The 20,739-nt window shown below is 36.3% G+C and carries 20 protein-coding genes; 6 read left to right on the forward strand and 14 right to left on the reverse strand.

Going from position 1 to position 20,739, the window contains the following annotated elements:
• Positions 1 to 4: 4 nt before the first annotated feature.
• Together V0410_RS15240 and V0410_RS15245 are read right to left on the reverse strand one after the other, a co-directional pair.
• On the reverse strand, positions 5 to 547 hold the full coding sequence (locus V0410_RS15240) for an NADAR family protein (RefSeq protein WP_330744740.1): 543 nt from the start codon (positions 545 to 547) through the stop codon (positions 5 to 7).
• A gap of 466 nt (positions 548 to 1,013) precedes the next feature.
• Positions 1,014 to 1,709, reverse strand: coding sequence for an NUDIX hydrolase (locus tag V0410_RS15245; RefSeq protein ID WP_330744741.1), 696 nt, complete (start codon positions 1,707 to 1,709; stop codon positions 1,014 to 1,016).
• Positions 1,710 to 1,831: 122 nt separating this feature from the next.
• Between V0410_RS15245 and V0410_RS15250 the strand changes: the two genes are divergently transcribed.
• Positions 1,832 to 2,473, forward strand: a complete 642-nt coding sequence (locus tag V0410_RS15250) for a DUF1579 domain-containing protein (protein WP_330744742.1) — start codon at positions 1,832 to 1,834, stop codon at positions 2,471 to 2,473.
• Positions 2,474 to 2,528: 55 nt separating this feature from the next.
• On the opposite strand, the gene lepA is transcribed toward V0410_RS15250, so the two are convergent.
• The 5 genes from lepA to V0410_RS15275 all read right to left on the reverse strand — a co-directional run bounded on the left by lepA (position 2,529) and on the right by V0410_RS15275 (position 7,201).
• Entirely contained in the window at positions 2,529 to 4,325 is a 1,797-nt protein-coding gene (gene lepA / locus V0410_RS15255) for a translation elongation factor 4 (protein ID WP_062672783.1), read from the reverse strand.
• Between the two features lie 124 nt (positions 4,326 to 4,449).
• Positions 4,450 to 5,469 (reverse strand): hypothetical protein, encoded by a 1,020-nt coding sequence (locus V0410_RS15260; protein ID WP_330744743.1) that lies wholly within the window; start codon positions 5,467 to 5,469, stop codon positions 4,450 to 4,452.
• A 102-nt stretch (positions 5,470 to 5,571) separates the two neighbouring features.
• Positions 5,572 to 6,084, reverse strand: a complete 513-nt coding sequence (locus V0410_RS15265) for a hypothetical protein (protein ID WP_330744744.1) — start codon at positions 6,082 to 6,084, stop codon at positions 5,572 to 5,574.
• A gap of 6 nt (positions 6,085 to 6,090) precedes the next feature.
• Positions 6,091 to 6,633 carry a hypothetical protein gene (locus tag V0410_RS15270; protein ID WP_330744745.1) on the reverse strand — a complete coding sequence of 181 codons (543 nt, stop codon included), beginning with the start codon at positions 6,631 to 6,633 and terminating at the stop codon, positions 6,091 to 6,093.
• A gap of 16 nt (positions 6,634 to 6,649) precedes the next feature.
• Positions 6,650 to 7,201, reverse strand: a complete 552-nt coding sequence (locus V0410_RS15275; protein WP_110008945.1) for an RNA polymerase sigma factor — start codon at positions 7,199 to 7,201, stop codon at positions 6,650 to 6,652.
• A 181-nt stretch (positions 7,202 to 7,382) separates the two neighbouring features.
• On the opposite strand from V0410_RS15275, the gene V0410_RS15280 reads away from it, so the two are divergent.
• The 4 genes from V0410_RS15280 to porW all read left to right on the forward strand — a co-directional run bounded on the left by V0410_RS15280 (position 7,383) and on the right by porW (position 11,913).
• The gene (locus V0410_RS15280; RefSeq protein WP_330744746.1) at positions 7,383 to 8,132 is read left to right on the forward strand and encodes a Rossmann-like and DUF2520 domain-containing protein; all 750 of its coding nucleotides are present in this window, start codon (positions 7,383 to 7,385) and stop codon (positions 8,130 to 8,132) included.
• Positions 8,122 to 8,640 carry a KdsC family phosphatase gene (locus tag V0410_RS15285; protein ID WP_330744747.1) on the forward strand — a complete coding sequence of 173 codons (519 nt, stop codon included), beginning with the start codon at positions 8,122 to 8,124 and terminating at the stop codon, positions 8,638 to 8,640. Before V0410_RS15280 ends, V0410_RS15285 begins: the two co-directional genes overlap by 11 nt.
• A gap of 8 nt (positions 8,641 to 8,648) precedes the next feature.
• Positions 8,649 to 9,212, forward strand: a complete 564-nt coding sequence (locus V0410_RS15290; RefSeq protein WP_330744748.1) for a Maf family protein — start codon at positions 8,649 to 8,651, stop codon at positions 9,210 to 9,212.
• Between the two features lie 148 nt (positions 9,213 to 9,360).
• A complete protein-coding gene (gene porW, locus V0410_RS15295; RefSeq protein WP_330744749.1) occupies positions 9,361 to 11,913 on the forward strand; it encodes a type IX secretion system periplasmic lipoprotein PorW/SprE in 2,553 nt (850 codons plus the stop codon).
• Between the two features lie 16 nt (positions 11,914 to 11,929).
• Here the strand turns inward: porW and tsaB are convergent, their stop codons facing one another.
• The 7 genes from tsaB to rpiB form a co-directional block, all read right to left on the reverse strand.
• Entirely contained in the window at positions 11,930 to 12,610 is a 681-nt protein-coding gene (tsaB, locus tag V0410_RS15300; protein ID WP_330744750.1) for a tRNA (adenosine(37)-N6)-threonylcarbamoyltransferase complex dimerization subunit type 1 TsaB, read from the reverse strand.
• Between the two features lie 81 nt (positions 12,611 to 12,691).
• Entirely contained in the window at positions 12,692 to 13,441 is a 750-nt protein-coding gene (locus V0410_RS15305) for an SDR family NAD(P)-dependent oxidoreductase (RefSeq protein ID WP_330744751.1), read from the reverse strand.
• Between the two features lie 82 nt (positions 13,442 to 13,523).
• The gene (locus V0410_RS15310) at positions 13,524 to 13,895 is read right to left on the reverse strand and encodes a YraN family protein (RefSeq protein WP_202842168.1); all 372 of its coding nucleotides are present in this window, start codon (positions 13,893 to 13,895) and stop codon (positions 13,524 to 13,526) included.
• Positions 13,896 to 13,936: 41 nt separating this feature from the next.
• Complete coding sequence (locus tag V0410_RS15315; RefSeq protein WP_330744752.1) at positions 13,937 to 14,866, reverse strand: S66 peptidase family protein; 930 nt, start codon at positions 14,864 to 14,866, stop codon at positions 13,937 to 13,939.
• On the reverse strand, positions 14,863 to 15,549 hold the full coding sequence (locus tag V0410_RS15320; protein ID WP_330744753.1) for a LysE family translocator: 687 nt from the start codon (positions 15,547 to 15,549) through the stop codon (positions 14,863 to 14,865). Before V0410_RS15320 ends, V0410_RS15315 begins: the two co-directional genes overlap by 4 nt.
• A gap of 369 nt (positions 15,550 to 15,918) precedes the next feature.
• Positions 15,919 to 18,072 (reverse strand): ribonuclease R, encoded by a 2,154-nt coding sequence (gene rnr, locus V0410_RS15325; protein ID WP_330744754.1) that lies wholly within the window; start codon positions 18,070 to 18,072, stop codon positions 15,919 to 15,921.
• A gap of 339 nt (positions 18,073 to 18,411) precedes the next feature.
• Positions 18,412 to 18,846, reverse strand: a complete 435-nt coding sequence (rpiB, locus tag V0410_RS15330; RefSeq protein WP_330744755.1) for a ribose 5-phosphate isomerase B — start codon at positions 18,844 to 18,846, stop codon at positions 18,412 to 18,414.
• A 642-nt stretch (positions 18,847 to 19,488) separates the two neighbouring features.
• On the opposite strand from rpiB, the gene V0410_RS15335 reads away from it, so the two are divergent.
• Positions 19,489 to 20,679: a phosphoglycerate kinase gene (locus V0410_RS15335; RefSeq protein ID WP_202842158.1), complete on the forward strand. Its 1,191-nt coding sequence runs from the start codon at positions 19,489 to 19,491 to the stop codon at positions 20,677 to 20,679.
• The last annotated feature ends 60 nt before the right edge of the window (positions 20,680 to 20,739 follow it).

Raw genomic sequence — 20,739 nt, forward strand, 5'->3', positions numbered from 1 at the left:
GTTTTTACCTTCTTAATTCATCCCTTACTTCCATCAAAGCAAATCCTAACAGGTTTTCTCCGTTCCATAATAAAGGGTTTTCAGCTCTGCTGTCCGTTTCCAGCATCCCGATTCCCCAAATTCTATCATAAGGACTTGCCTCCACTAAAACTTTGTCTCCGGTTGACAAAAGAAAGTCCTTAAATTTCTGATTTTGAGAGAATTTCAAAAGATTTCCCTGAGTTACAATCTGATATTTATGTTCATCCCAAAGTTTCGGGTCAAAGTTTTTCACTTTCCGTCCGAGAGCTTTTGCCTGATTCGGAGTAGCGGCTTTTAAAATTTCCTTTTCCATTTCAGCATCATTAAATAATCTTGCTTTTGCAGCCATCATATAATGTTCTGCTGTTCTATAGGTAATTCCGTTTTCTTCAAAACTTCCTGGAAACCATTGGCTGAAACATGATTTGGTAACAATATCTTTTGCCGTGTGTCCCCAGAAAAAGAGATATTTTATCTTTTCCTTTTTTTGAAAGCGTTCTATAATATTTTGTAAGGTATATTTCATGATTGCGTTATTTTGACACAAATTTAAAAGAATATCAGCCTTTGGACCAAATTTATTTGTGTTAATTTTACGCTAACAAATATAATTAATTGATTTCCAGTAATAAAGATTTAATCTTAACAAACACGAATAACACAAACTTTAATCACAAATGACACAAATTTGATAGGTTTTAGCTAAAAACTGGTGGAATTTGATCTTAAAAATTGTTACTACGTCCATGTCATTCTAAACATCGACTCAATGTCTGCGAACAGAGTTCAAAGATGTCGTAAAGAATTTAATAGATTAACAAAATTGAGATTCTTCCTTCGTCAGAATGACAAAGGTCAATAATATGACATTTGATACAAGTATTTTCTATTGAATAAATTTTTATGGATATATATTAGAGCACAATTCTTGTGCGCTAATTATTTGTGAAAATTAGTGCCAAATTATTAGTGAAATTTGTGTTTAGATATAACTATTTAATTTCAAAATAAAAGCCCTGTTCTTCCAGCTCTTTATATTTTTCTTTATTGAAAGTAAAAAGTTTCCCGGGTCTGCCGCTACCTTCTTTTTTAACGTTATTGGTTTCGTTCAGGAGTCCGTAGCTCATGATTTTCTTGCGGAAATTTCTTCTGTCAATTTCCTGTCCGACAATTGTTTTATAAAGGTTTTCAAGATCTGAAAAAGGGAATTCTTCATTGAGAAGATTGAAGCCTATTGGCTGGTATTGAATTTTTGTGCGAAGTCTTTTTAGAGCAGTCTCAATGATTGTTTTATGATCAAAGGCTAGTGAAGGAAGTTTATTAATGCTGAACCATTGTGCATCTTCCGCATCCGAATCGGCAAACAGCTCATAATAAGAAGGGTTTACAAGCCCTAAATAAGCCACAGAAACCACTCTGTTTCTCGGATCACGACCCAGATTACCAAAAGTATACAGTTGCTCCAAAAAATCGGGTTTTATGCCGGCTTCTTCGTAAAGTTCTCTTTTTACGGCATCATCTACACTTTCATCATCAAGAACAAGACCTCCCGGAAGGGCCCAACCTCCTTTAAAAGGCTCAATATTTCTTTTAATCAGAAGGATCTGAAGATCTTTTTTATCAAAATATCCAAAGATAACGGCATCTACAGCCACTTTTATATCCTGTAATTTTTTTGGAGACTCCATAATTTGATTTGCGTTGTGAATACACAAAGTTACAATTTATGCCTGTATTAAAAAAAATTTTAATTAACATAAAAGTTCTTACCTTTAAGTTATCTTTCTAACCATCTTAAAACTAAATTATTATGAAAAATTTATTAACAATTCTTTCTGCAGCTTTCTTGTTAATAGCTTGCGAGAAAGGAAAAACGACAGCTGCCACTGCTTCTGAAAAAACAGATTCAGCTTCTACATCTGAATGGAAACCTGTAGATTCGGCAACCGCAATGAAAGACTGGATGGCGTACTCAACTCCGGGAGAAATGCAGAAAATGCTTGCAAAGTCTGATGGAACCTGGACAGGTGAAACGACAATGTGGATGGAAAACGGAGCAAAACCTATGATGAGTAAATCTGAGGCGACCAATAAAATGATGTTTGGCGGACGTTATCAGATCACTAATCATAAAGGTGACTTTATGGGGATGCCTTTTGAAGGAATGAGTATTGTGGGATATGATAACGCAAAGAAAAAGTTTGTCAGTACATGGATCGACAATATGGGAACCGGAATTATGCACAGCGAAGGCGACTGGAATCCTTCCACAAAATCAGTTGAGTTTAAAGGAAAAATGACAGATCCTTCAAGACCTGGAAAAGACTGTGATTTCAGAGAAGTATTCACTTTTGTGGATGATAATACTCAAAAGCTTGAAATGTACGGCCCTGATTCCAAGACCGGAAAGGAATATAAAACCATGGAAATAAAATATACGCGTAAAAAATAATCCATAAAAAAACCGCTTCATCAGAAGCGGTTTTTACTTTATAATAGATTAATAATTAATCATTTAACTTTAATACAGCCATGAACGCTGATTGTGGTACTTCTACTCTACCAATCTGCTTCATTTTCTTCTTACCTTCTTTCTGCTTTTCCAATAACTTACGTTTTCTGGAAATATCTCCTCCGTAACATTTTGCGGTAACGTCTTTTCTTAAGGCTTTAATCGTTTCTCTCGCGATTACTTTTGTACCTAATGCAGCCTGAACAGCAATATCAAACTGTTGTCTCGGGATCAGCTCACGAAGCTTTTCACACATTCTTTTACCGATGTAATAAGCATTAGAATCGTGAATCAAAGAAGATAATGCATCTACCATGTCACCATTGATCAGGATATCCATTTTTACAAGCTTGGAAGCTCTGAATCCGATGGGGTGATAATCAAATGAAGCATATCCTTTAGAGATAGATTTTAACCTGTCATAGAAGTCGAATACCACCTCAGCAAGAGGCATATTGAAAATTAACTCTACTCTTTCTGATGTCAGATAACTCTGGTTAACAATTTCTCCTCTTTTTTCGATACATAAAGTCATTACTGCACCTACGAAGTCGGATTTTGTAATGATAGACGCCTTGATGAATGGTTCTTCTACTCTGTCCATCGTTGAAGGATCCATCATTTCAGACGGGTTGTTGATCAAAATCGGAACTTCAGGCTCTTTTTTAGTATATCCAAAATAAGATACGTTCGGTACCGTAGTGATGACGTTCATATTAAACTCTCTGTCAAGACGTTCCTGAACGATTTCCATGTGTAGCATTCCTAAGAATCCACAACGGAAACCAAAACCAAGGGCGGCAGAACTTTCCGGCTCGAAAACCAGAGAAGCATCATTCAGTCTTAATTTTTCAAGAGAGAATCTTAATTCTTCAAAATCTTCAGAATCAATTGGGTAGATCCCGGCAAATACCATTGGTTTTACTTCCTCAAATCCATCAATCGGAGCATCCGCAGGTTTTTCAAATGAAGTGATGGTATCTCCTACTTTTACCTCACGGGCATCTTTAATACCCGATACAAGATATCCCACGTCTCCGCAATGGATCGTTTTCTTGGGAACCTGCTTCAGTTTTAAGGTACCCACTTCATCAGCTCCATATTCCTTTCCTGTAGCGAAAAATTTGATCTTTTCATTTTTGGTGATGCTTCCGTTCACTACTTTAAAATAAGCTTCAATACCTCTGAACGGGTTGTATACAGAGTCAAAGATCAAAGCCTGCAGTGGACCGTCAGGATCTCCTACCGGTGCAGGAATTCTTTCAACAATCTGCTCTAAAAGGTTATGAACACCTTCTCCTGTTTTACCGGAAACTCTCAATACATCTTCATATTCGCATCCGATAAGGTTCATGATCTCATCGGTTACTTCTTCCGGGTTCGCAGACGGAAGGTCAATTTTATTCAGAATCGGAATGATCGTTAAATCATTTTCCAATGCAAGATAAAGGTTACTGATGGTTTGTGCCTGAATACTCTGTGCAGCATCTACAATAAGAAGTGCTCCTTCACAGGCAGCAATAGAACGGGATACTTCATAAGAGAAATCAACGTGTCCCGGGGTATCAATAAGGTTTAAAATATATTTTTCTCCTTTATACTCATAATCCATCTGGATGGCGTGTGACTTAATGGTAATCCCACGTTCTTTCTCCAAATCCATATCATCCAGCGTCTGAGACTGCAATTCTCTTTGGGTAACGGTATTCGTGTACTCCAATAGACGGTCTGCCAGGGTACTTTTACCATGGTCGATATGAGCGATTATGCAAAAATTTCGTATGTTTTTCATTTAAGAATCTTGTAATTTGCAAAGATAAGAAATTGCAGGAGAATTTTTCATCCTTAATTCTTTCTTTTAACTGAAACACAGATAACAATAAGAAAAGAGGGAAAATTTTTCCTCTTTTTAAATATTATTTTGTTTTGCCAAAGTCTTCCGGTAACAGGTAATTTCCCGTAAAAGGATCAAGATAAACTTTAGCCCCTCCAGTGGTCTTTCTTTTTTTTGATAAACTGACATCTATCACTGCACCAATAGTGCCTCCAAGCATACCTCCTGCTGCAGCCCCAATTGTAACCCCTGTTGTAACCGTTTCAGGAAATAATTCTGCTTTTGTTGCCTCTATAAAAACCCCATTATCATCTTTGAAAATCTCAGTGTAACCCACAGGAATATTTTTATATGCGATGCCCTTATAGACAAAAGCATAAAAATGTCTTATTGTCGATTTTTCATCTCCTTTTACAGCCTTTGTAATGATTCCCTTATCATTAGCCTGCAAAGTAAATCCGGGTTCAGGATTGTGAGTAAAAAAGCTATAATAGTCTTTGTAAACCCCTTCTTTAAGTTCATTTGCTTTTAGAATACTCAATTTTTCTTTTAATACAGAGGCATAATCAGGAAACTCATTTTCTGAAATGCTAAGTTCCCAAGGGGTTGCTTTATAGGAGTCTTTAAAAAGATCAGTAAGAATTAAAGTCACTTTTCTTGCCAGACTTTGTGCCAGATAAGGTGTTGTACGTGATGAGACTGTTGCCACAGTATCTATTCTATCCATAAAATGATATCCGTCTTCTTTTTTAATAAATGTACTTGCCTTTAATTCAAGCTTTCCAATAGAATACTTTTCCTTTTTATCTTCTGAAATACTTAAATTTTCAAGCAAAAAAACCATATCATTATTTCCTCGCGACGGATTGTACTTATAAAACCAATCCTGTATGTCTTTGCTGGCATTATTTTCGAAAACAACTTTTACCTCGTCCTTATGGTGCATAACAATTCCAATTTCTTGATTTGCCCTTTGATCTATTACCGTAAGACTCTTGATAGAATTTTTGCCATCTTTAATGGATTTTGAAAGATCAATGGTTTCTATTTTCTGTGCTGATGCAAAAACTGAAATCAATAAAAAGAAAAAAATGTTTCTCATAATTTATGTTTTAACTTCAACAAAAATAGAAATTTACAACAAAATTAAACGGCTCTCACAGAAATATCTGTAAGAGCCGTCCAACATTAAAAAAATAAACTATTATGGGTTCTGTTTAGGTCCCGAAGCATTGTTATGGTTTCCGTGAGGTCTTCTTTCGTCCATTTTATCCTTCATCATTTTCTCGGATTGAAACAGCTTCAAAACTTTCTGGCAGGGAATTACCTGCTGCATTTTATCTGCATATTTCTTTCTGTTATCCAATAACTTTTGTCCCAATTCAAAACTTTGCTGCAATTTTGCTTTAGCCTCGTCATCCGTTAAGGATTCAGGATCAAAGTTCGAATTAAACTGACTTTTTATCTGCCTCTGGCTATCCAGATATTCGTTATACAATTGTGTAAATTCGGCTTTATCGTCTGGATCAACATTAAGATTATCCATGATCATATTGTCCCTGAATTTCTTCAGGAGTTCTTTTCTCTCTTCCGGAGAAAGATTATTGATGACTTCTTTCCTTTGTTTAGGATCCATCATTTTCCAATCATAATCCGTTCTTTGGGCATTCAATCCAAAGCCATAAATAATCAAAAACGTCAATAATATCTTTTTCATTTTCTTTTAATTATAAATATCCAAATAAACGTCCTGAGTCGAATTACTTGCTAACTCTGCAATTTCAGAATTAGAAAACGAGTCAAGATATTCATTCATTCGTGTTTCTTCTTTTTTCTTTACAGCTTTCACCGGTTCAGGGGTCTCTGCAGTTTTTTTGGTTTCGTTTACACTTTTAGAAGCGTAGACATTGTTATTTTTTTGATTGTCAACTGTTTGATCATTATTTTCAACAGAAGTTAAATCAGATTTTAAAGTTTCATAAGCCAGCTCGCTTTCTGTTTTCGGCGCTCCGTCATTGGCAGCATAAGCTGTTTTAGAGTTCAGTATCTGTTCAGGGGAATCATTATCTGAATTAAAAACATAAGTTGCTCCAAAAATCAAAGCCAGCGATGCTGCTGCAGCATACATCCAGTTCAGCTTAAAGACAGGTGCTTTTTTACTTGCCTTTATATCATTCATAACATTCTCCTGAATATTTTGAAACAAATTATCAGGAACTGTGTAAATGTTTTTACGCTCTAATTTTTCTATGTCGAACTCTTTCATCTTTGTTGGTCAAAAATTATTTTTCGTAATTTTCTTTAATATACTCTTCTATTTTCTGTTTGGCATAATGATAATTTGTTTTCAAAGTCCCTACCGACATATCTACAATTTTTGATATTTCTTCGTAGGGCAAATCATCATAATACCTCATCATAAATACCAGTTTCTGCTTTTCGGGCAGGCTCTGTATAGCATTCTGCAGTAAAATCTGTATTTCCTCAGCATCTCCTTCTGTATTATCTGCGACGAGATTCTGCATATGATACTCCGGATCCTCATCCGTTTTCTGCATTTTTTTCATTTTGTTGACCTGTTGTAGTGCTTCGTTGGTAGCGATTCTGTACAACCAGGTATACAACTGGCTATCATTTTTAAACTGATGAAAATTCTGATATGCTTTAATAAAAGTTTCCTGCAAAGTATCCTGTGCAAGATCTCCGTCCACAATAATTCTTCGTATGTGCCAGTACAATCTGCTTTGATAGGCATCCATCAAGGCACGAACCCCTTTATCCTGGGTTCGTGGATTTTGCATCAACGAAATAATTTCCGCGTCCTTAATCTTCATAAGATGCCTTCATTGTTTTGGATTACAAAAATAGCTGAAAGTTAAATTAAAAATTCAATTTTCATTTTAAATATTAAAAATAATATGAGACACTTACGCAATAAACGTGCCTATATTGAAGTACAGGATTTCTGAAGTGTTCTTCCTTTCCCGGCTCAGCTTAAAATCTTATATTTGTTATATGCAAATTGTAATCATCGGTTCCGGGAATGTAGCTTATCATATGGCAAAAGCTTTCACGTTGAAAAGCATTCCTGTGGCGCAGCTATTTGGGAGGAACGAAAAAGAATTAAGTAGAATCTCTGAAGAATTAAATATTCCCTACTCTACAGATCATCTGAAAGAAGCAGATCTTTATATTCTTTGTGTAAGCGATCATTCTGTGGAAGAAGTCTCAAAAATTATTACAAAAAAAGATTGTCTGGTGGCCCATACCTCAGGATCTCTTCCAAAAGAAGTTCTGGCTGGTGAGTATAGAAAATCCAGCTTCTACCCTTTACAGACTTTTTCAAAATCCAAGGAACTTGACTATGAAAAAATTCCGTTTTTTATAGAGGCGGAAAATGAAAAAGATCAAAAAACATTGTTTGATCTTGCTTCAAAGATTTCGGAAAGAGTAATGGAAAGCAATCACGAAAAAAGAAAATATATTCACCTGACGGCTGTATTTGCCTGCAATTTTGTGAATCATCTTTTCTCAAGGGCTAAAGAAATTTCAGATTCACAGGAAATTCCGTTTGATTATTTCTTACCCCTTATTGATGAAACGGTTCAGAAAATTCATGAAATTGAACCCAAAATGGCACAAACCGGTCCGGCAGTAAGAAATGATGTAAGGATTTTACAGCTGCATGAACAGTTATTAAAAGACGAAAGTCTTGAAATTTATAAAACAATGAATCATTCTATTCAGGAAATGTATGAGCTATAAAGAGAAATTAAAAGATATTAAGGCATTTGTATTTGATGTTGACGGAGTTTTCACAGACGGAAGCGTTTATCTGCTTCCCGGAGGAAATATGTGCAGGGTAATGAATGTCCTGGACGGTTATGCAGTAGTAAAAGCTTTAAAAAACAATTATTTAATCGGGGTTATTACGGGAGGAAATGATGAAATGGTAAAGCACAGAATCAATTATCTGGGGATTCAGGATTACTATCCGAAGTCTCACAATAAAATAGATGATTTTGAAGACTTTAAGAGGAAATATAATCTTAAAAACGAAGAAATTTTGACCATGGGTGATGATCTTCCGGATATTCATATTATGGAAAATTCAGCTATTGCGGCATGTCCTGAAAATGCAGTACCTGAAGTAAAAGGAATTTCCGATTATATTTCTCCTAAAAAAGGAGGAACAGGTGCGGTTCGTGATGTCATTGAACAGGTAATGAAAGTTCAGGGAAACTGGCATGATGATAATACTCAATCTGTATAACTTTGTTTATGAAATTACTTTTAGCATCACAATCTCCAAGAAGAAAAGAGCTTCTTTCCAGCCTTGGTTTTGAATTTGAGGTCGTAAAAATAGACTGTGAAGAAATTATTCCGGAAGCCATCAAAATACAGGAAGCTGCCGCTTATCTTTCTGACTTAAAAGCAGATGCTTTCAGAAGTCTGGAGGAAGATGAAGTACTTCTGACTGCCGATACGGTAGTTGCTATCGACAATCAGATCCTTGGTAAACCTAAAGATGAAGCGGATGCCTTTAAAATGCTTCAAAACCTCTCAGGAAGAACTCATCAGGTGTATACGGGAATTACCATCAAAACCGCCAGAAAATCTATCACTGAAACCGATGTGGCTGATGTTACTCTGGACAAGCTTTCGGATGAAGAAATAAACTATTATATTCAGAACTATAAGCCTTTCGACAAAGCCGGAAGTTATGGTGTCCAGGAATGGCTGGGAATGGCAAAGATCACAAGCCTTACCGGAAGTTATTATACCATTATGGGGCTTCCTACCCATCTTGTTTATAAAATACTGAAAGAATCTTCGCTGATTTAAAAGATTATCAGGTTCAAAACTCCCCTTAAAGAAGAAATAAAATATTTCCACCAGAAATATAAATATTATTCATTATAAAATTTTATTATTTTTACAAAATCATCAAACTGCTGATAATAAAAAGCAGATTAGCGAGTTATATTGAATAATGAAAAAGAATATATTATTCCTTTTAGTCATATGTCTTGTTGCTTCCTGTGCTACCAAAACCAAAAAGCCGGAGCAACGTTCAAGAGTATTGAAAGGATTTTCCACATATTATAACACTCTCTTTAATGCAAAAGATGCGTTAAACAGTGAGTTTACAGCCAGAGATAAAGGGCATAAAGACAATTTCTATGCTCCCTATATTCCCATTCTTACTTATGAAGAACAGCCTTTGGGCAGTGATCTCGGGCAGACTGAAGCTTTTGCAGAAAACTCTATGAAGATGGCAGAAGTAGCCAACAGACCTTCGGGAAGAGGCAATTCAGGAATTCCGAATATTCCCGGCGGACCTCAGGGAAACGGTCCTTCAAGACCTGAAGGAGAAGAGAATAAAGGAGCCACTACTCTGGAAATTGCAGAAGCTAAAGCTTTAAAAGCAATTAATAAATACTCTGTAACCAGAAATGGTGAAGAGAAAAACAAACAGATTTTTGATGCCTACATGATCCTTGCACAGGCAAGAATTTATAGGGGTAAATCTCTGGAGGCCCTGGATGCTCTCAATTATGTCTTCACCCGTATGAAAGATGACAAAAGGATTCCACTTGCAAGAATCTATCAGGGGCTTGCTTATGATCAGATCAAAGATTATCATAGAGCGCATGAAACATTTGCCAAACTGAAAAGTGAAGATATCAGTAAAAGCTACGCAAAACTGCTGAGCATTTACTATTCCGAATCTCTGCTTGATGCTGGTAAAAAAGAAGAAGCTGCCAAGGAACTTGACAATGCTTTTGAGCTCAATACAAACAGAAAACTGAAGAGCAGAATCGCTTACCTGAGAGGTCAGGTGCTGGAAAACCTGAACCAGAATGATAAAGCAAGAGAAAGCTATGCTGCAGCGTATAAATATGCCAGTGATTTCGAATTTGAAGTAAAATCTCAGGTTGCCATCGCCAAAACTTTCAACGGTAAAGGTGATTATGCAGGAGCCAAAAATTATCTGGAAGGAATCAGTAAAAAAGGGATGTATGGATCCAGAAAGAACGAATTTTACTATGCCTTAGGTTTGATGGCCAATAAAGCAGGCAAAAAAGATGAAGCTCAGCAATTCTTCAGAAAATCACTGTTTGAAAAGGTTTCTGATCCTCAGATCCGTGGATTGGCTTATTATGAAATAGGAAAAAGCTACCTTGACAAGAATGATTATATCGGAGCCGGAAGTTATTATGACTCCGCGCTTGCCGTAATGACTTATGAACCATCAAAAATCCTGTTAAAAGATCAATCCGAGTATATTAAAAAGATTTCCAAAAACTACTATCTGATCAAAAAGAATGACAGTATTCTTTCTCTGGCAAAAATGAATGATGCACAGAAAACAGACTATTTCACAAAATATATTGCCAAATTAAAGATTAAAGAAGAGAAAGAGGAACAGGAAAGAAGACGTGCAGAAAGAAGTAAAGGTTTTGATACCGGAGATTACAGTGCCAATTCTATTTTTGCCAATAGTGGCAATTCTTTTGAAGACTTTGGAGTCACTACAAAAGGTTTTTATTTCAGCAATTCAGGAACGGTAAGCAAAGGAACCTCTTCATTTAAGCAGATCTGGGGAGACCGTGCCCTGGCTGATAACTGGCGTTCTTCCAAGAAAATGGCGTCTATTGAAGATATGAAAAATGAAGCGTTGGGAGTAACCTCAGCGCCTAATCCAAGACGTTTTGAGCCTGCGTACTATATTGAACAAATTCCTACGGATCAGGGGAAATTATCTCAGTTAAAAAAGGACAGAGATACCGCTTCATTAGGTCTGGGAATTATGTATCAGAATTATTTTACCAATACTCCACTGGCCACGAAAACGCTTTATGATCTTGTGGATGTAAAGCCGGAAGAAAAAGTGATGTTACAGGCATTGTATGAGATTTTTGCCATGAATTATGAGAAAAATCCACAGGCTTCTGAAAGAGCAAAACAAATTCTCCTGGCAGATTATCCATATACTTCTTATGCAGAATTTGCCAGAAATCCTAAGAATAAATCATTTGTAAAATCAACCGAAGAAGTTGAAAACGAATACAAAAAAGCATATGCATTATTTGAATCAGAAAAATTTTCCGAAAGTAAAGATCTGATTGATCAGACGATTCAGAAGTATCCGAAAGATGCTCTGGTTCCCAAGCTGTATTTATTAAATGCTTTCAATGCAGGAAAATCAAGTGGAAAGGAAGTTATGATTCTGCAGCTTGAACAGATTGCCCTGAATTATTCCAAGACACCTGAAGGCATACGAGCCAAAGAAATGTTGAATTACCTGAAAAGTGATTTGAGCTTCCAGGCAACGGATAATAAAGGAAATTCTATTCCTCAGCAGCCTTCGGGAGCACCAATACAGCCTAGCAGCCAAAATACGGGAGTTCCACAAATGAACAGCGGAAAAGTACAGCAGCTGGATACGATGCAGAACATTAATACGAATACTGCTCCACAAAATCCTAAAAAGCCGAACGAAACAAAATCGGGTTCCAAGATCCCGCCAAGACCTCAATAAAATAAAAAAGCGAAGATTACTCTTCGCTTTTCTTTTTCTTTACTCCGTGAAAGTCCTTCAGATAAAAAGGCTCAAAATAAGCCATATCTTCAAATTCTTTATTTTCTATTTTTTCCAGCGTCTTTCTGATCAGATATTGAGAAGAAGGATAAACGTTTTCATTAAAAACTGCATCCGGAAGATTCAGAATCTCTTTTGCTTTTTTAGCACCATCCCCTACAAACAGAACTTTTTTATCTTTAAATTCTCCAAAAGAAGTCTCATCTAAAATCTTCGCTTCTGTCTTGGATAACTCCTCCCCTGTTCTACCATCATAAACGGCCGTATAAACCTCCATTCTCCTTGCATCGATCAAAGGTATTATAAAATCGAAGTTATCGCCTAAAAAAGGCTCTATCATGCTTTCAAGAGAATTCACTGCTACCAGAGGCACTCTGAGTCCATAACAAAACCCTTTTGCAGAGGCCGCTCCGATTCGTAGGCCGGTATAAGATCCGGGGCCTTTTCCTAAAGAAACAGTTTCGATATCTTTAAGCGTAATCCCCGCTCCTTCCAATGCCCATTCTACGTAAGTGTGAAGGCTTTCAGACTGTTTATAGTTTTCAGAAACTTCTTCACAAAGGCATAATAGCTTCTCATTGTCTGATATGGCTACTGAACAGTTCTTGGATGATGTTTCCAGATATAGAATTTTCATTTTTTTATTTTAAGCTAAACAGCAAAATTGCAAAAGCAAAACCGCATTTAATTTTGTGCAAATTTACTCCATTATTTTGGACTATTTTCTATAAATCGTTCTTGGCTCCGCCTGAGCACTCGGATAGATAGTCATATCTGAAATAGTAACGTGTTTCGGAGCATTTACACAGTAAGCAATGGCATCAGCAATATCTTCCGCTTTCAGGGCATCATAGCCTGCATACACCGTTGAAGCCTTTTCACTGTCGCCTTTGAACCTTACCAGAGAGAAATCGGTTTCTACAGCTCCCGGCTGGATGTTGGTTACTTTGATTCCAAATTCGGTAAGCTCCAGTCTCATACCTTCCGAAATAACGTCTACTGCTTTCTTTGTTGCACAGTACACTACTCCGTTCGCATAGGTTTGTCTTGCTGCTACAGAACTGATATTTACGATATGACCTAAATTTTTAGTTTTCATTGCCGGAATAATCATTTTGGAAACATAGAGTAATCCCTTCACATTTCCGTCAATCATAGAATCCCAGTCATCCGTCTTACCAGCAGAGAGAGGATCTAACCCATGAGCATTGCCAGCATTATTTATCAGAACATCAATATCTTTCCAGTTCTCAGGAAGGGAATTAATGGCCGCTTCCACTTCTTCAAGATTCCTTACATCAAATATTAAACTAAATATTTCGGTGTATTGAGAAAGTTCTGTTTTTACAGATTCCAGCACCTCATTTCTCCTTCCACAAATAATAATTCTGTTTCCTTGTTTTGCAAGAAGCTCTGCTGTGGCTTTACCTATACCGGAAGTTGCTCCGGTGATCAATATTGTCTTCATAAAATTGGTTGTTAAATGTCCGAATGCACTCCTCTATCAATGTCATGATTCTGTTACATTAAAACATTGTTGTATTGATATATTAATTCGCATCAAAAGACTGAAAAGCATCTTTGATATGGTCAATTACTAAATTTTTATTTTCATCGGGAAGAACAGAAATAATATCAAACCTGGCTTCCTGATCGTTATTACATTCCTCCAGATAATGATTAGCTGCAGAAACAATAGATTTTATCTTTGTTTTGGTTACAGCTTCCTGAGGAAGGATGAAGGCATCGGTGGATCTTGCTTTCACTTCCACGATAATAATCAGATTATCTTTTTCAGCAATGATATCAATTTCGTTTTGTTTAAAACGAAAGTTTCTGGCCTTAATTTTATAGCCATTTTTCTGAAGATAATCAGCAGCAAGATTCTCTGCTATTTTTCCAAAATCATTATGATGGGCCATAGTGTATAGTTAAGAGTCTGGAGATAGGAGAGTAGAGTGCCTTAAAAATCTATTTTTACATTAGCATCCACTTTCATTTTCACGTTGGCACCGATTAAAAGGGGCCTGTTGTCCTTAATATGTCCATTCGGGAAAGCAAATACTACCGGGAAATTATATTTTGAAATTCTGTCTGAGATCAGTTTATAAACGAACTCATCAAAACTTTCATCATAGCTTTGATTTTCCTTTTCATCACCCATATTGGTCATTCCACCAACAATCAATCCTTTGATTTTATTGAAAACGCCTGCCAGCTCCAGACTCATGATCATACGGTCCAGTGCATAGAAGTTTTCCCCTATATCTTCGATAAACAGAATTTTGTCTTTAAAGTCAAAAGAATATCTGGTTCCCAGAAGGGCATAGATAAGGGCTAAATTCCCTCCAACCAGTTCTCCCTGAATATTCCCTTTTTTATTGAATGGGTGAGATTTAAGGCTGTATTTTGGCTTTTTCCCTTTCAGGATATCGAAAATAAGATCATAACTTTCGTCAGTAACTCCAAAGCTGGATGTTTTAACAGTCTGCCCGTGAATGGAAACGAAACCTTTTTTCATCAGATAACTTTGGATAACTGTATTATCGGAATATCCGATATACCATTTCGGGTTTTCTGAGAAATTTCTAAGCTTCAGATGCTGAAGCAGATGCTGGCAACCGTAGCCTCCTCTGGAAGCCCATACAGCTTTTATTTCCTTATCGTTAAAAGCCCAGTTGATATCTTTTGCTCTTTCCTTTTCTGTTCCGGCGTAATTATATCCGTTTGAAAATTTTGTGTAGAGATGTTCTCCGGGAACGGGCTCAAAACCTCTGCTTTTAATCATTTCTATTCCCTTTTCCAATTGAGTGGCATCTACAGCTCCTGCAGGGGAAATAACAGCTATTTTGTCTCCTTTTTTAAGAGACTTTGGAAAGATCATTTTTTTCATTTTGCTTTTTGATATTTTACTTCTTTCTTTTCTGCTTCCTCCAGTTGTCTTTCAAACTGATTGAATTTTTTGAAACTCTGCAGGAAAATAAAGAAACTGAAGATAATAAGAATACAGCCAACAACTCTTCTGATCTGGTTGGCCAGTTTTTGTGTTAATTTATCATGAAACTGCTTGGCAAGAAATATCTTGGCAAGATCTATAGACAGGTAAGTGGCCAGTACTATGCTGATGTATAAAATAAAACTGCTGGTGTCCGGATATTGATTCCTTACGGAAATTACCGTTACCAGCCAGAAAAGAATGACTCCAACATTGAGAAGATTAAAGAAAAAACCATTGAAAAATGTCTTGATATAATTCTGTCCAATAATCCTTTCTTCTCCGGGCAGGTGCATTTTGGTTTTGGTCACCAGCATCACAATCCCGTAGACAAAAATAAGAATAGAAGTGATCCTGTAAAATCCCGGATGTTTATCTATTAACGTTACAATATCTGTACTGGCATAATAGGCTGCTACAATGCATAATAAATCTGCTGTAATGACGCCAAGATCCAGTGACAAGGCATGTCTGGGGCCTCTGGAAAAGCTGGTTTCAATCAGCAGGAAAAAAATAGGTCCTATGAAAACCAGGCTTAGCATAAATCCTAATATGACGGCAGATAGTACAAGTTCTAGCATTAAGTAGTGTTTTAAAATGAAAAAAATTCATTTCGTTTTATACAAAGTTAGACTTTATGATTTAATTATTCAATAAAGTTGTGATATATCAAGTGGATTTTAATAAGAGTTTAATCTTAAATTTTTAACGGAGCAGGAGAGGACTGTTTATTTTATTTTATCACAAAAAAATAAAAGGTTATTCCATTTGGAACAACCTCTTTTATATTACGGTTTTACTGAATGTGTTCAGCAATCTTTTTTATTTTTCCAAACAGTTTTCATTAAAAACAAATTCGAAATCTTTTATGATTGTGCAGATATTGATAACAGTTATTTTTTAATACTGTTATCAATAATAGTAAGTTTAAAACACTAAATACAATATATTTACTTCACAATCTGGAAGTCAAGCTGCTTCTGAATCAGATTGGCTTTCACCACCTTAATCTGAACTTCATCTCCAAGCTGGTATTTATTTCCATGTCTTATTCCGTATACAGCATGGGTTTTCGCATCATACATATAGGAATCATCCACAAGGTCTCTCAACTTGATCAAACCTTCAGCACCATTCTCAGGAATTTCAACCCAGAAACCAAATTCCGCCACTCCGGAAATCACTCCTCTGAATGTTTCTCCCAAATGTTTTTCCATGAATTTTACCTGCATGTACTTAATGGAATCTCTTTCCGCATCAGCTGCCAATCTTTCCATGGCACTGCAGTGTTTTGCTTTTTCTTCAAGCTCACCTCTGTTTGGAGATTTTCCTCCATCCAGATAATGCTGAAGAAGACGGTGTGCCAGCAAATCGGGATAACGACGGATAGGAGAGGTGAAGTGACTGTAATACTCGAAACCTAAACCATAGTGGCCGATTGGTTCCGTAGAGTATACCGCCTTACTCATACTTCTCATAGCAAGCGTTTCAATCATATTTTCTTCCCCTTTTCCTTTTACTTCATGAAGAAGTTTATTCAAAGACGCAGCCACTTTTTTGGTATTGGCCAAATCCATTTTATATCCGAAAGTAGCAACGAAGTCTCTCAACGATTCCAGTTTTGCAGGATCCGGATCATCGTGTACCCTATAAATAAATGTATTATTGGTGATCTCACCTTTTCTTGAAAGGGATACAAATTCTGATACTTTTTTATTGGCTAAAAGCATGAATTCCTCGATCAGGTGGTTGGAATCTTTACTGATTTTAAAGTAAACCCCAATCGGCTCATTATTTTCATCAAGATTGAATCTTACTTCACTTCTGTCAAAAGTAATGGCTCCTTTTCTGACACGTTCATGACGCATTATTTTGGCCAGCTTATCAAGCGTATTGATCTCTTCAGCCAGATCTCCCTGTCCGGTTTCGATACGCTCCTGAGCTTCTTCATATGTGAATCTCCTATCTGAGTGGATTACTGTTCTTCCGAACCACTGCTTTTGAATTTCAGCATTATCATTCAGTTCAAAAACTGCAGAAAAAGTATATTTATCTTCATGTGGACGCAGTGAACATACATCATTACTCAACACTTCCGGCAGCATCGGCACAACCCTGTCAACAAGATATACCGAAGTGGCTCTCTGATAAGCTTCATCATCCAGAATAGTTCCCGGAACTACATAATGAGATACATCTGCAATGTGAACCCCGATTTCCCAGTTTCCGTTTTCCAGCTTTCTTATGGATAAAGCATCGTCAAAATCCTTCGCATCCTTAGGGTCGATCGTAAACGTACAGATATCACGCATATCCCAGCGTTTTGCAACTTCTTCATCTGTGATGCTTCTGTCGATTTTATCCGCGTCAGCTTCTACTTCCGGTGGAAATTCGTAAGGAAGACCATATTCAGCAAGAATAGAGTGGATCTCTGTTTCATGTTCTCCCGGAGCACCCAGCACCTGAATGATCTCACCTTCCGGATTTTTGTCACCCGGCCTCCATTCTGTCATTTTTACAATGACCTTATCGCCATCTTCAGCATTATTGAACTTTCCTTTCGGAATAAAGATATCTGTATTGATTGTTTTTTTATCACAAACCACAAATCCAAATTCCTTGTGAGTAACCTTCTGAAATGTTCCTACAAATTCCGTTCTGGTACGCTCCAAAACTTCCAGGACAGAGCCTTCCAGCTTCTTTCCTTTATAATGATAAGTTATAATAAGAACCTTATCTCCCTGCAGTGCATCCTTCACATTTTTGGCATGAACGAAGACATCGTCTTCTAATCCTTCCACACTTACATAAGCATTTCCACTTTGGTTGAAGTCTATAGTTCCGGTAAGCGTTCCTGCAATTTTCAGGTTCACGATATATTTTCCTTTTTCTACTTCTTTGATCTTTTCAGATCCCTGAAGTTTATGCAGTGCCTGGATCACAAGTTCTCTTTGTCTTGGATTTTTGTAATCTATTCCGTCAGCGATCTGCTTATAATTATAAATTTTGGATGAATTTGCATTCATAAAACGGAGGATCATTCTTCCGATCTCCATCATTTTTAAATCATTTTTATGACTTATATATTTTCTTTTTTTTGGCATTTTAATTTTCTTTTAATTGTTTTGATCTTTCTCAACTAAGACCATTTTCTAAATCTTCCTTATTCGTTCCTTTGTATAAGGTCATTCAATTTCATCATTAGAATCTTTCCGTAAATCATCAGAAATTATCTTTCAGTTTACTTACAACGGGAGCTTTAGTTTTGTATAAATTTAATACAATTCTGGAGAAGAAAAGAGAAAAACCTTCTATTAATATATTTCAAATATAAGAAAGGCTTTGGAGAAAAATAGAGTATAAATTTCTATCGGACACTGCAAATGTACGAATAAAAAATAAATAAGGCTTGCAAAGTGATTTACAAGCCTTATTTTATTTATTTAGCAAAATGCAATTTTGTCAACTCTGTTCTGGTGTCTTCCACCTTCGAAGTCTGTTGAAAGAAATTGATCTACAATTTCAAGCGCCAGTTCTTTAGCTATGAATCTTGCCGGTATTGAAATCATATTAGCATCATTATGCTGTCTTGCCAGTGTTGCGATCTCCGGCATCCAGCACAAAGCACATCTTATTTTCTGGTGTTTGTTCGCAGTGATCTGAACTCCGTTTCCGCTTCCGCAGATCAGGATTCCCAGCTCATTTTCTCCGTTTTCCACAGAGGTTGCGGCAGGGTGTACAAAGTCCGGATAATCCACACTGTTTGTGGAAAACGTTCCAAAATCCTGAACTTCAAACCTTTCTGAAAGATAGTTCTTAACAATCTCCTTATATTCATAGCCGGCATGGTCCGCTGCGATAGCAATTTTTCTTTTCATAATACTCTTATTAAGCTTTATTAGATTCTATTTCCTTACAAAGGTAAGAATAATAACAATTCGTGTTAGTAAACCCTGAGTTAATTGTGAAAAGGTATGTGAATAACTGTGGAAAACTTTTCTCAACTTTCTATTTTTAAAGATCAATTTATTTCGTAATAGAAATTCTTTCCGAAGATTTTTACGACAACTTTCCAGATGTTTTCTTCAGCTATCCCCAGATTTTTCCATAATAAAATAACTAATAATGCCTTCATTTCAAAGTTATCAACATTTGTTAATAAGTGTGTGAAATAGCGGGTTTACAGAAGTTTATATTGTGAGTTAAATATGAATTGGATACAAGTTGAATGTTATCAATTATTATCATAAAACTTATCCCCGAAATTCACAACACTCAACAACAACTACATTATTTTTTTTTTAAAAGAGAAAAAATTGTTGATTAATGGGTGATTGGGTTCGGGGAAAGTTTTTGAAAACTTTTATTTTAATCAAACTGTTGAAAAAGTTTAAAACCTTACATTTGTGAAACAAAAATTCAATGAGATTTATGAAATTGTTCTTGCGAGATTTTACCAAAAGCTAAAAAGGATTTCTGCAGGACGGTCTCATAAGGCTTAGCAAAAAATAAATCTATTTATGAAAACAATCAATGATCTTAATTTTAAAGATAAGAAGGCTCTGGTAAGAGTGGACTTCAATGTTCCGCAGGATGATCAACTGAAAGTGACAGACAATACAAGAATTGTTGCTGTGAAACCTACAGTGGAGAAAATCCTTAATGATGGTGGTTCTGTCATCTTGATTACGCACCTTGGAAGACCTAAGGGAGAGGTTAAAGATGAATTTTCCCTTAAACATATTGTAGGCGAAGTTTCTTCTGTTTTAGGACAGGAAGTAAAGTTTGTGGATGAATGTATCGGAGAGAAAGCAGAGCAGGCAGCTGCCGATTTAAAACCGGGGGAAATCTTATTATTGGAAAATGTACGTTTTCATAATGAAGAAGAAAAAGGAGATGCTGCATTTGCAGAGAAACTTGCAAAGTTAGGAGATGCTTATGTAAATGACGCATTTGGTACGGCACACAGAGCTCATGCTTCTACAGCAGTAATCGCTCAGTATTTTCCATCAACTAAATATTTCGGTTTACTAATGGCTAAAGAGCTTCAGGCTATCGATAAAGTATTGAAAAGTGGTGAAAGACCTGTTACAGCTATTTTAGGAGGTTCTAAAGTTTCAACTAAAATTACCATTATAGAAAATATACTTCCTGCAGTAGATAATCTGATCATTGGTGGAGGTATGGCATTTACCTTTATTAAGGCACTTGGAGGAAAAATTGGTAATTCTCTTGTAGAAGAAGATAAGCTTCCTTTGGCACTTGAGATTTTAGGAAAAGCAAAAGAGCATAAAGTAAAAGTATATCTTCCTTCTGATGCTATTATTGCTGAAAGCTTTAGTAATGATGTGGAGAGAAAAGAAGCTGATATCTATGCAATCCCTGAAGGATGGATGGGACTTGACGCGGGTCACAAATCGAGAGATCAGTTTAATGATGTATTGTTGAATTCAAGAACTATTCTTTGGAACGGTCCTATCGGGGTTTTTGAAATGTCAAACTTTGCTGGTGGTACAGTTGCTTTAGGAGAGAGTATTGCTGAAGCAACAAGACTTGGTGCTTTCTCTTTAGTTGGAGGAGGTGACAGTGTTGCTTTTGTTAAGCAATTCGGATATGCTGATCAGGTAAGTTATGTTTCTACCGGAGGTGGAGCAATGCTTGAAAGTCTTGAAGGACTTGAGTTACCAGGGGTAGCTGCCATCAATAATTAATAGAAAAGATAAGATATTGTAAGGTCTGCTAATATAATTAGCAGGCTTTTTTTATTGCTG

The organism is Chryseobacterium sp. CP-77 (assembly GCF_036362765.1).
Taxonomy (GTDB): Bacteria; Bacteroidota; Bacteroidia; order Flavobacteriales; family Weeksellaceae; genus Chryseobacterium; species Chryseobacterium cupriresistens.

Coding starts and splice junctions, on each gene's coding strand:
- porW (WP_330744749.1), top strand. CDS start 9,361: ATGAAAAAGAATATATTATTCCTTTTAGTCATATGTCTTGTTGCTTCC.
- V0410_RS15290 (WP_330744748.1), top strand. CDS start 8,649: ATGAAATTACTTTTAGCATCACAATCTCCAAGAAGAAAAGAGCTTCTT.
- V0410_RS15310 (WP_202842168.1), bottom strand. CDS start 13,895: ATGGCCCATCATAATGATTTTGGAAAAATAGCAGAGAATCTTGCTGCT.
- V0410_RS15320 (WP_330744753.1), bottom strand. CDS start 15,549: ATGCTAGAACTTGTACTATCTGCCGTCATATTAGGATTTATGCTAAGC.
- rnr (WP_330744754.1), bottom strand. CDS start 18,072: ATGCCAAAAAAAAGAAAATATATAAGTCATAAAAATGATTTAAAAATG.
- V0410_RS15280 (WP_330744746.1), top strand. CDS start 7,383: ATGCAAATTGTAATCATCGGTTCCGGGAATGTAGCTTATCATATGGCA.
- V0410_RS15275 (WP_110008945.1), bottom strand. CDS start 7,201: ATGAAGATTAAGGACGCGGAAATTATTTCGTTGATGCAAAATCCACGA.
- rpiB (WP_330744755.1), bottom strand. CDS start 18,846: ATGAAAAGAAAAATTGCTATCGCAGCGGACCATGCCGGCTATGAATAT.
- tsaB (WP_330744750.1), bottom strand. CDS start 12,610: ATGAAAATTCTATATCTGGAAACATCATCCAAGAACTGTTCAGTAGCC.
- V0410_RS15305 (WP_330744751.1), bottom strand. CDS start 13,441: ATGAAGACAATATTGATCACCGGAGCAACTTCCGGTATAGGTAAAGCC.
- V0410_RS15270 (WP_330744745.1), bottom strand. CDS start 6,633: ATGAAAGAGTTCGACATAGAAAAATTAGAGCGTAAAAACATTTACACA.
- V0410_RS15260 (WP_330744743.1), bottom strand. CDS start 5,469: ATGAGAAACATTTTTTTCTTTTTATTGATTTCAGTTTTTGCATCAGCA.
- V0410_RS15335 (WP_202842158.1), top strand. CDS start 19,489: ATGAAAACAATCAATGATCTTAATTTTAAAGATAAGAAGGCTCTGGTA.
- V0410_RS15265 (WP_330744744.1), bottom strand. CDS start 6,084: ATGAAAAAGATATTATTGACGTTTTTGATTATTTATGGCTTTGGATTG.
- V0410_RS15315 (WP_330744752.1), bottom strand. CDS start 14,866: ATGAAAAAAATGATCTTTCCAAAGTCTCTTAAAAAAGGAGACAAAATA.
- lepA (WP_062672783.1), bottom strand. CDS start 4,325: ATGAAAAACATACGAAATTTTTGCATAATCGCTCATATCGACCATGGT.
- V0410_RS15250 (WP_330744742.1), top strand. CDS start 1,832: ATGAAAAATTTATTAACAATTCTTTCTGCAGCTTTCTTGTTAATAGCT.
- V0410_RS15285 (WP_330744747.1), top strand. CDS start 8,122: ATGAGCTATAAAGAGAAATTAAAAGATATTAAGGCATTTGTATTTGAT.
- V0410_RS15245 (WP_330744741.1), bottom strand. CDS start 1,709: ATGGAGTCTCCAAAAAAATTACAGGATATAAAAGTGGCTGTAGATGCC.
- V0410_RS15240 (WP_330744740.1), bottom strand. CDS start 547: ATGAAATATACCTTACAAAATATTATAGAACGCTTTCAAAAAAAGGAA.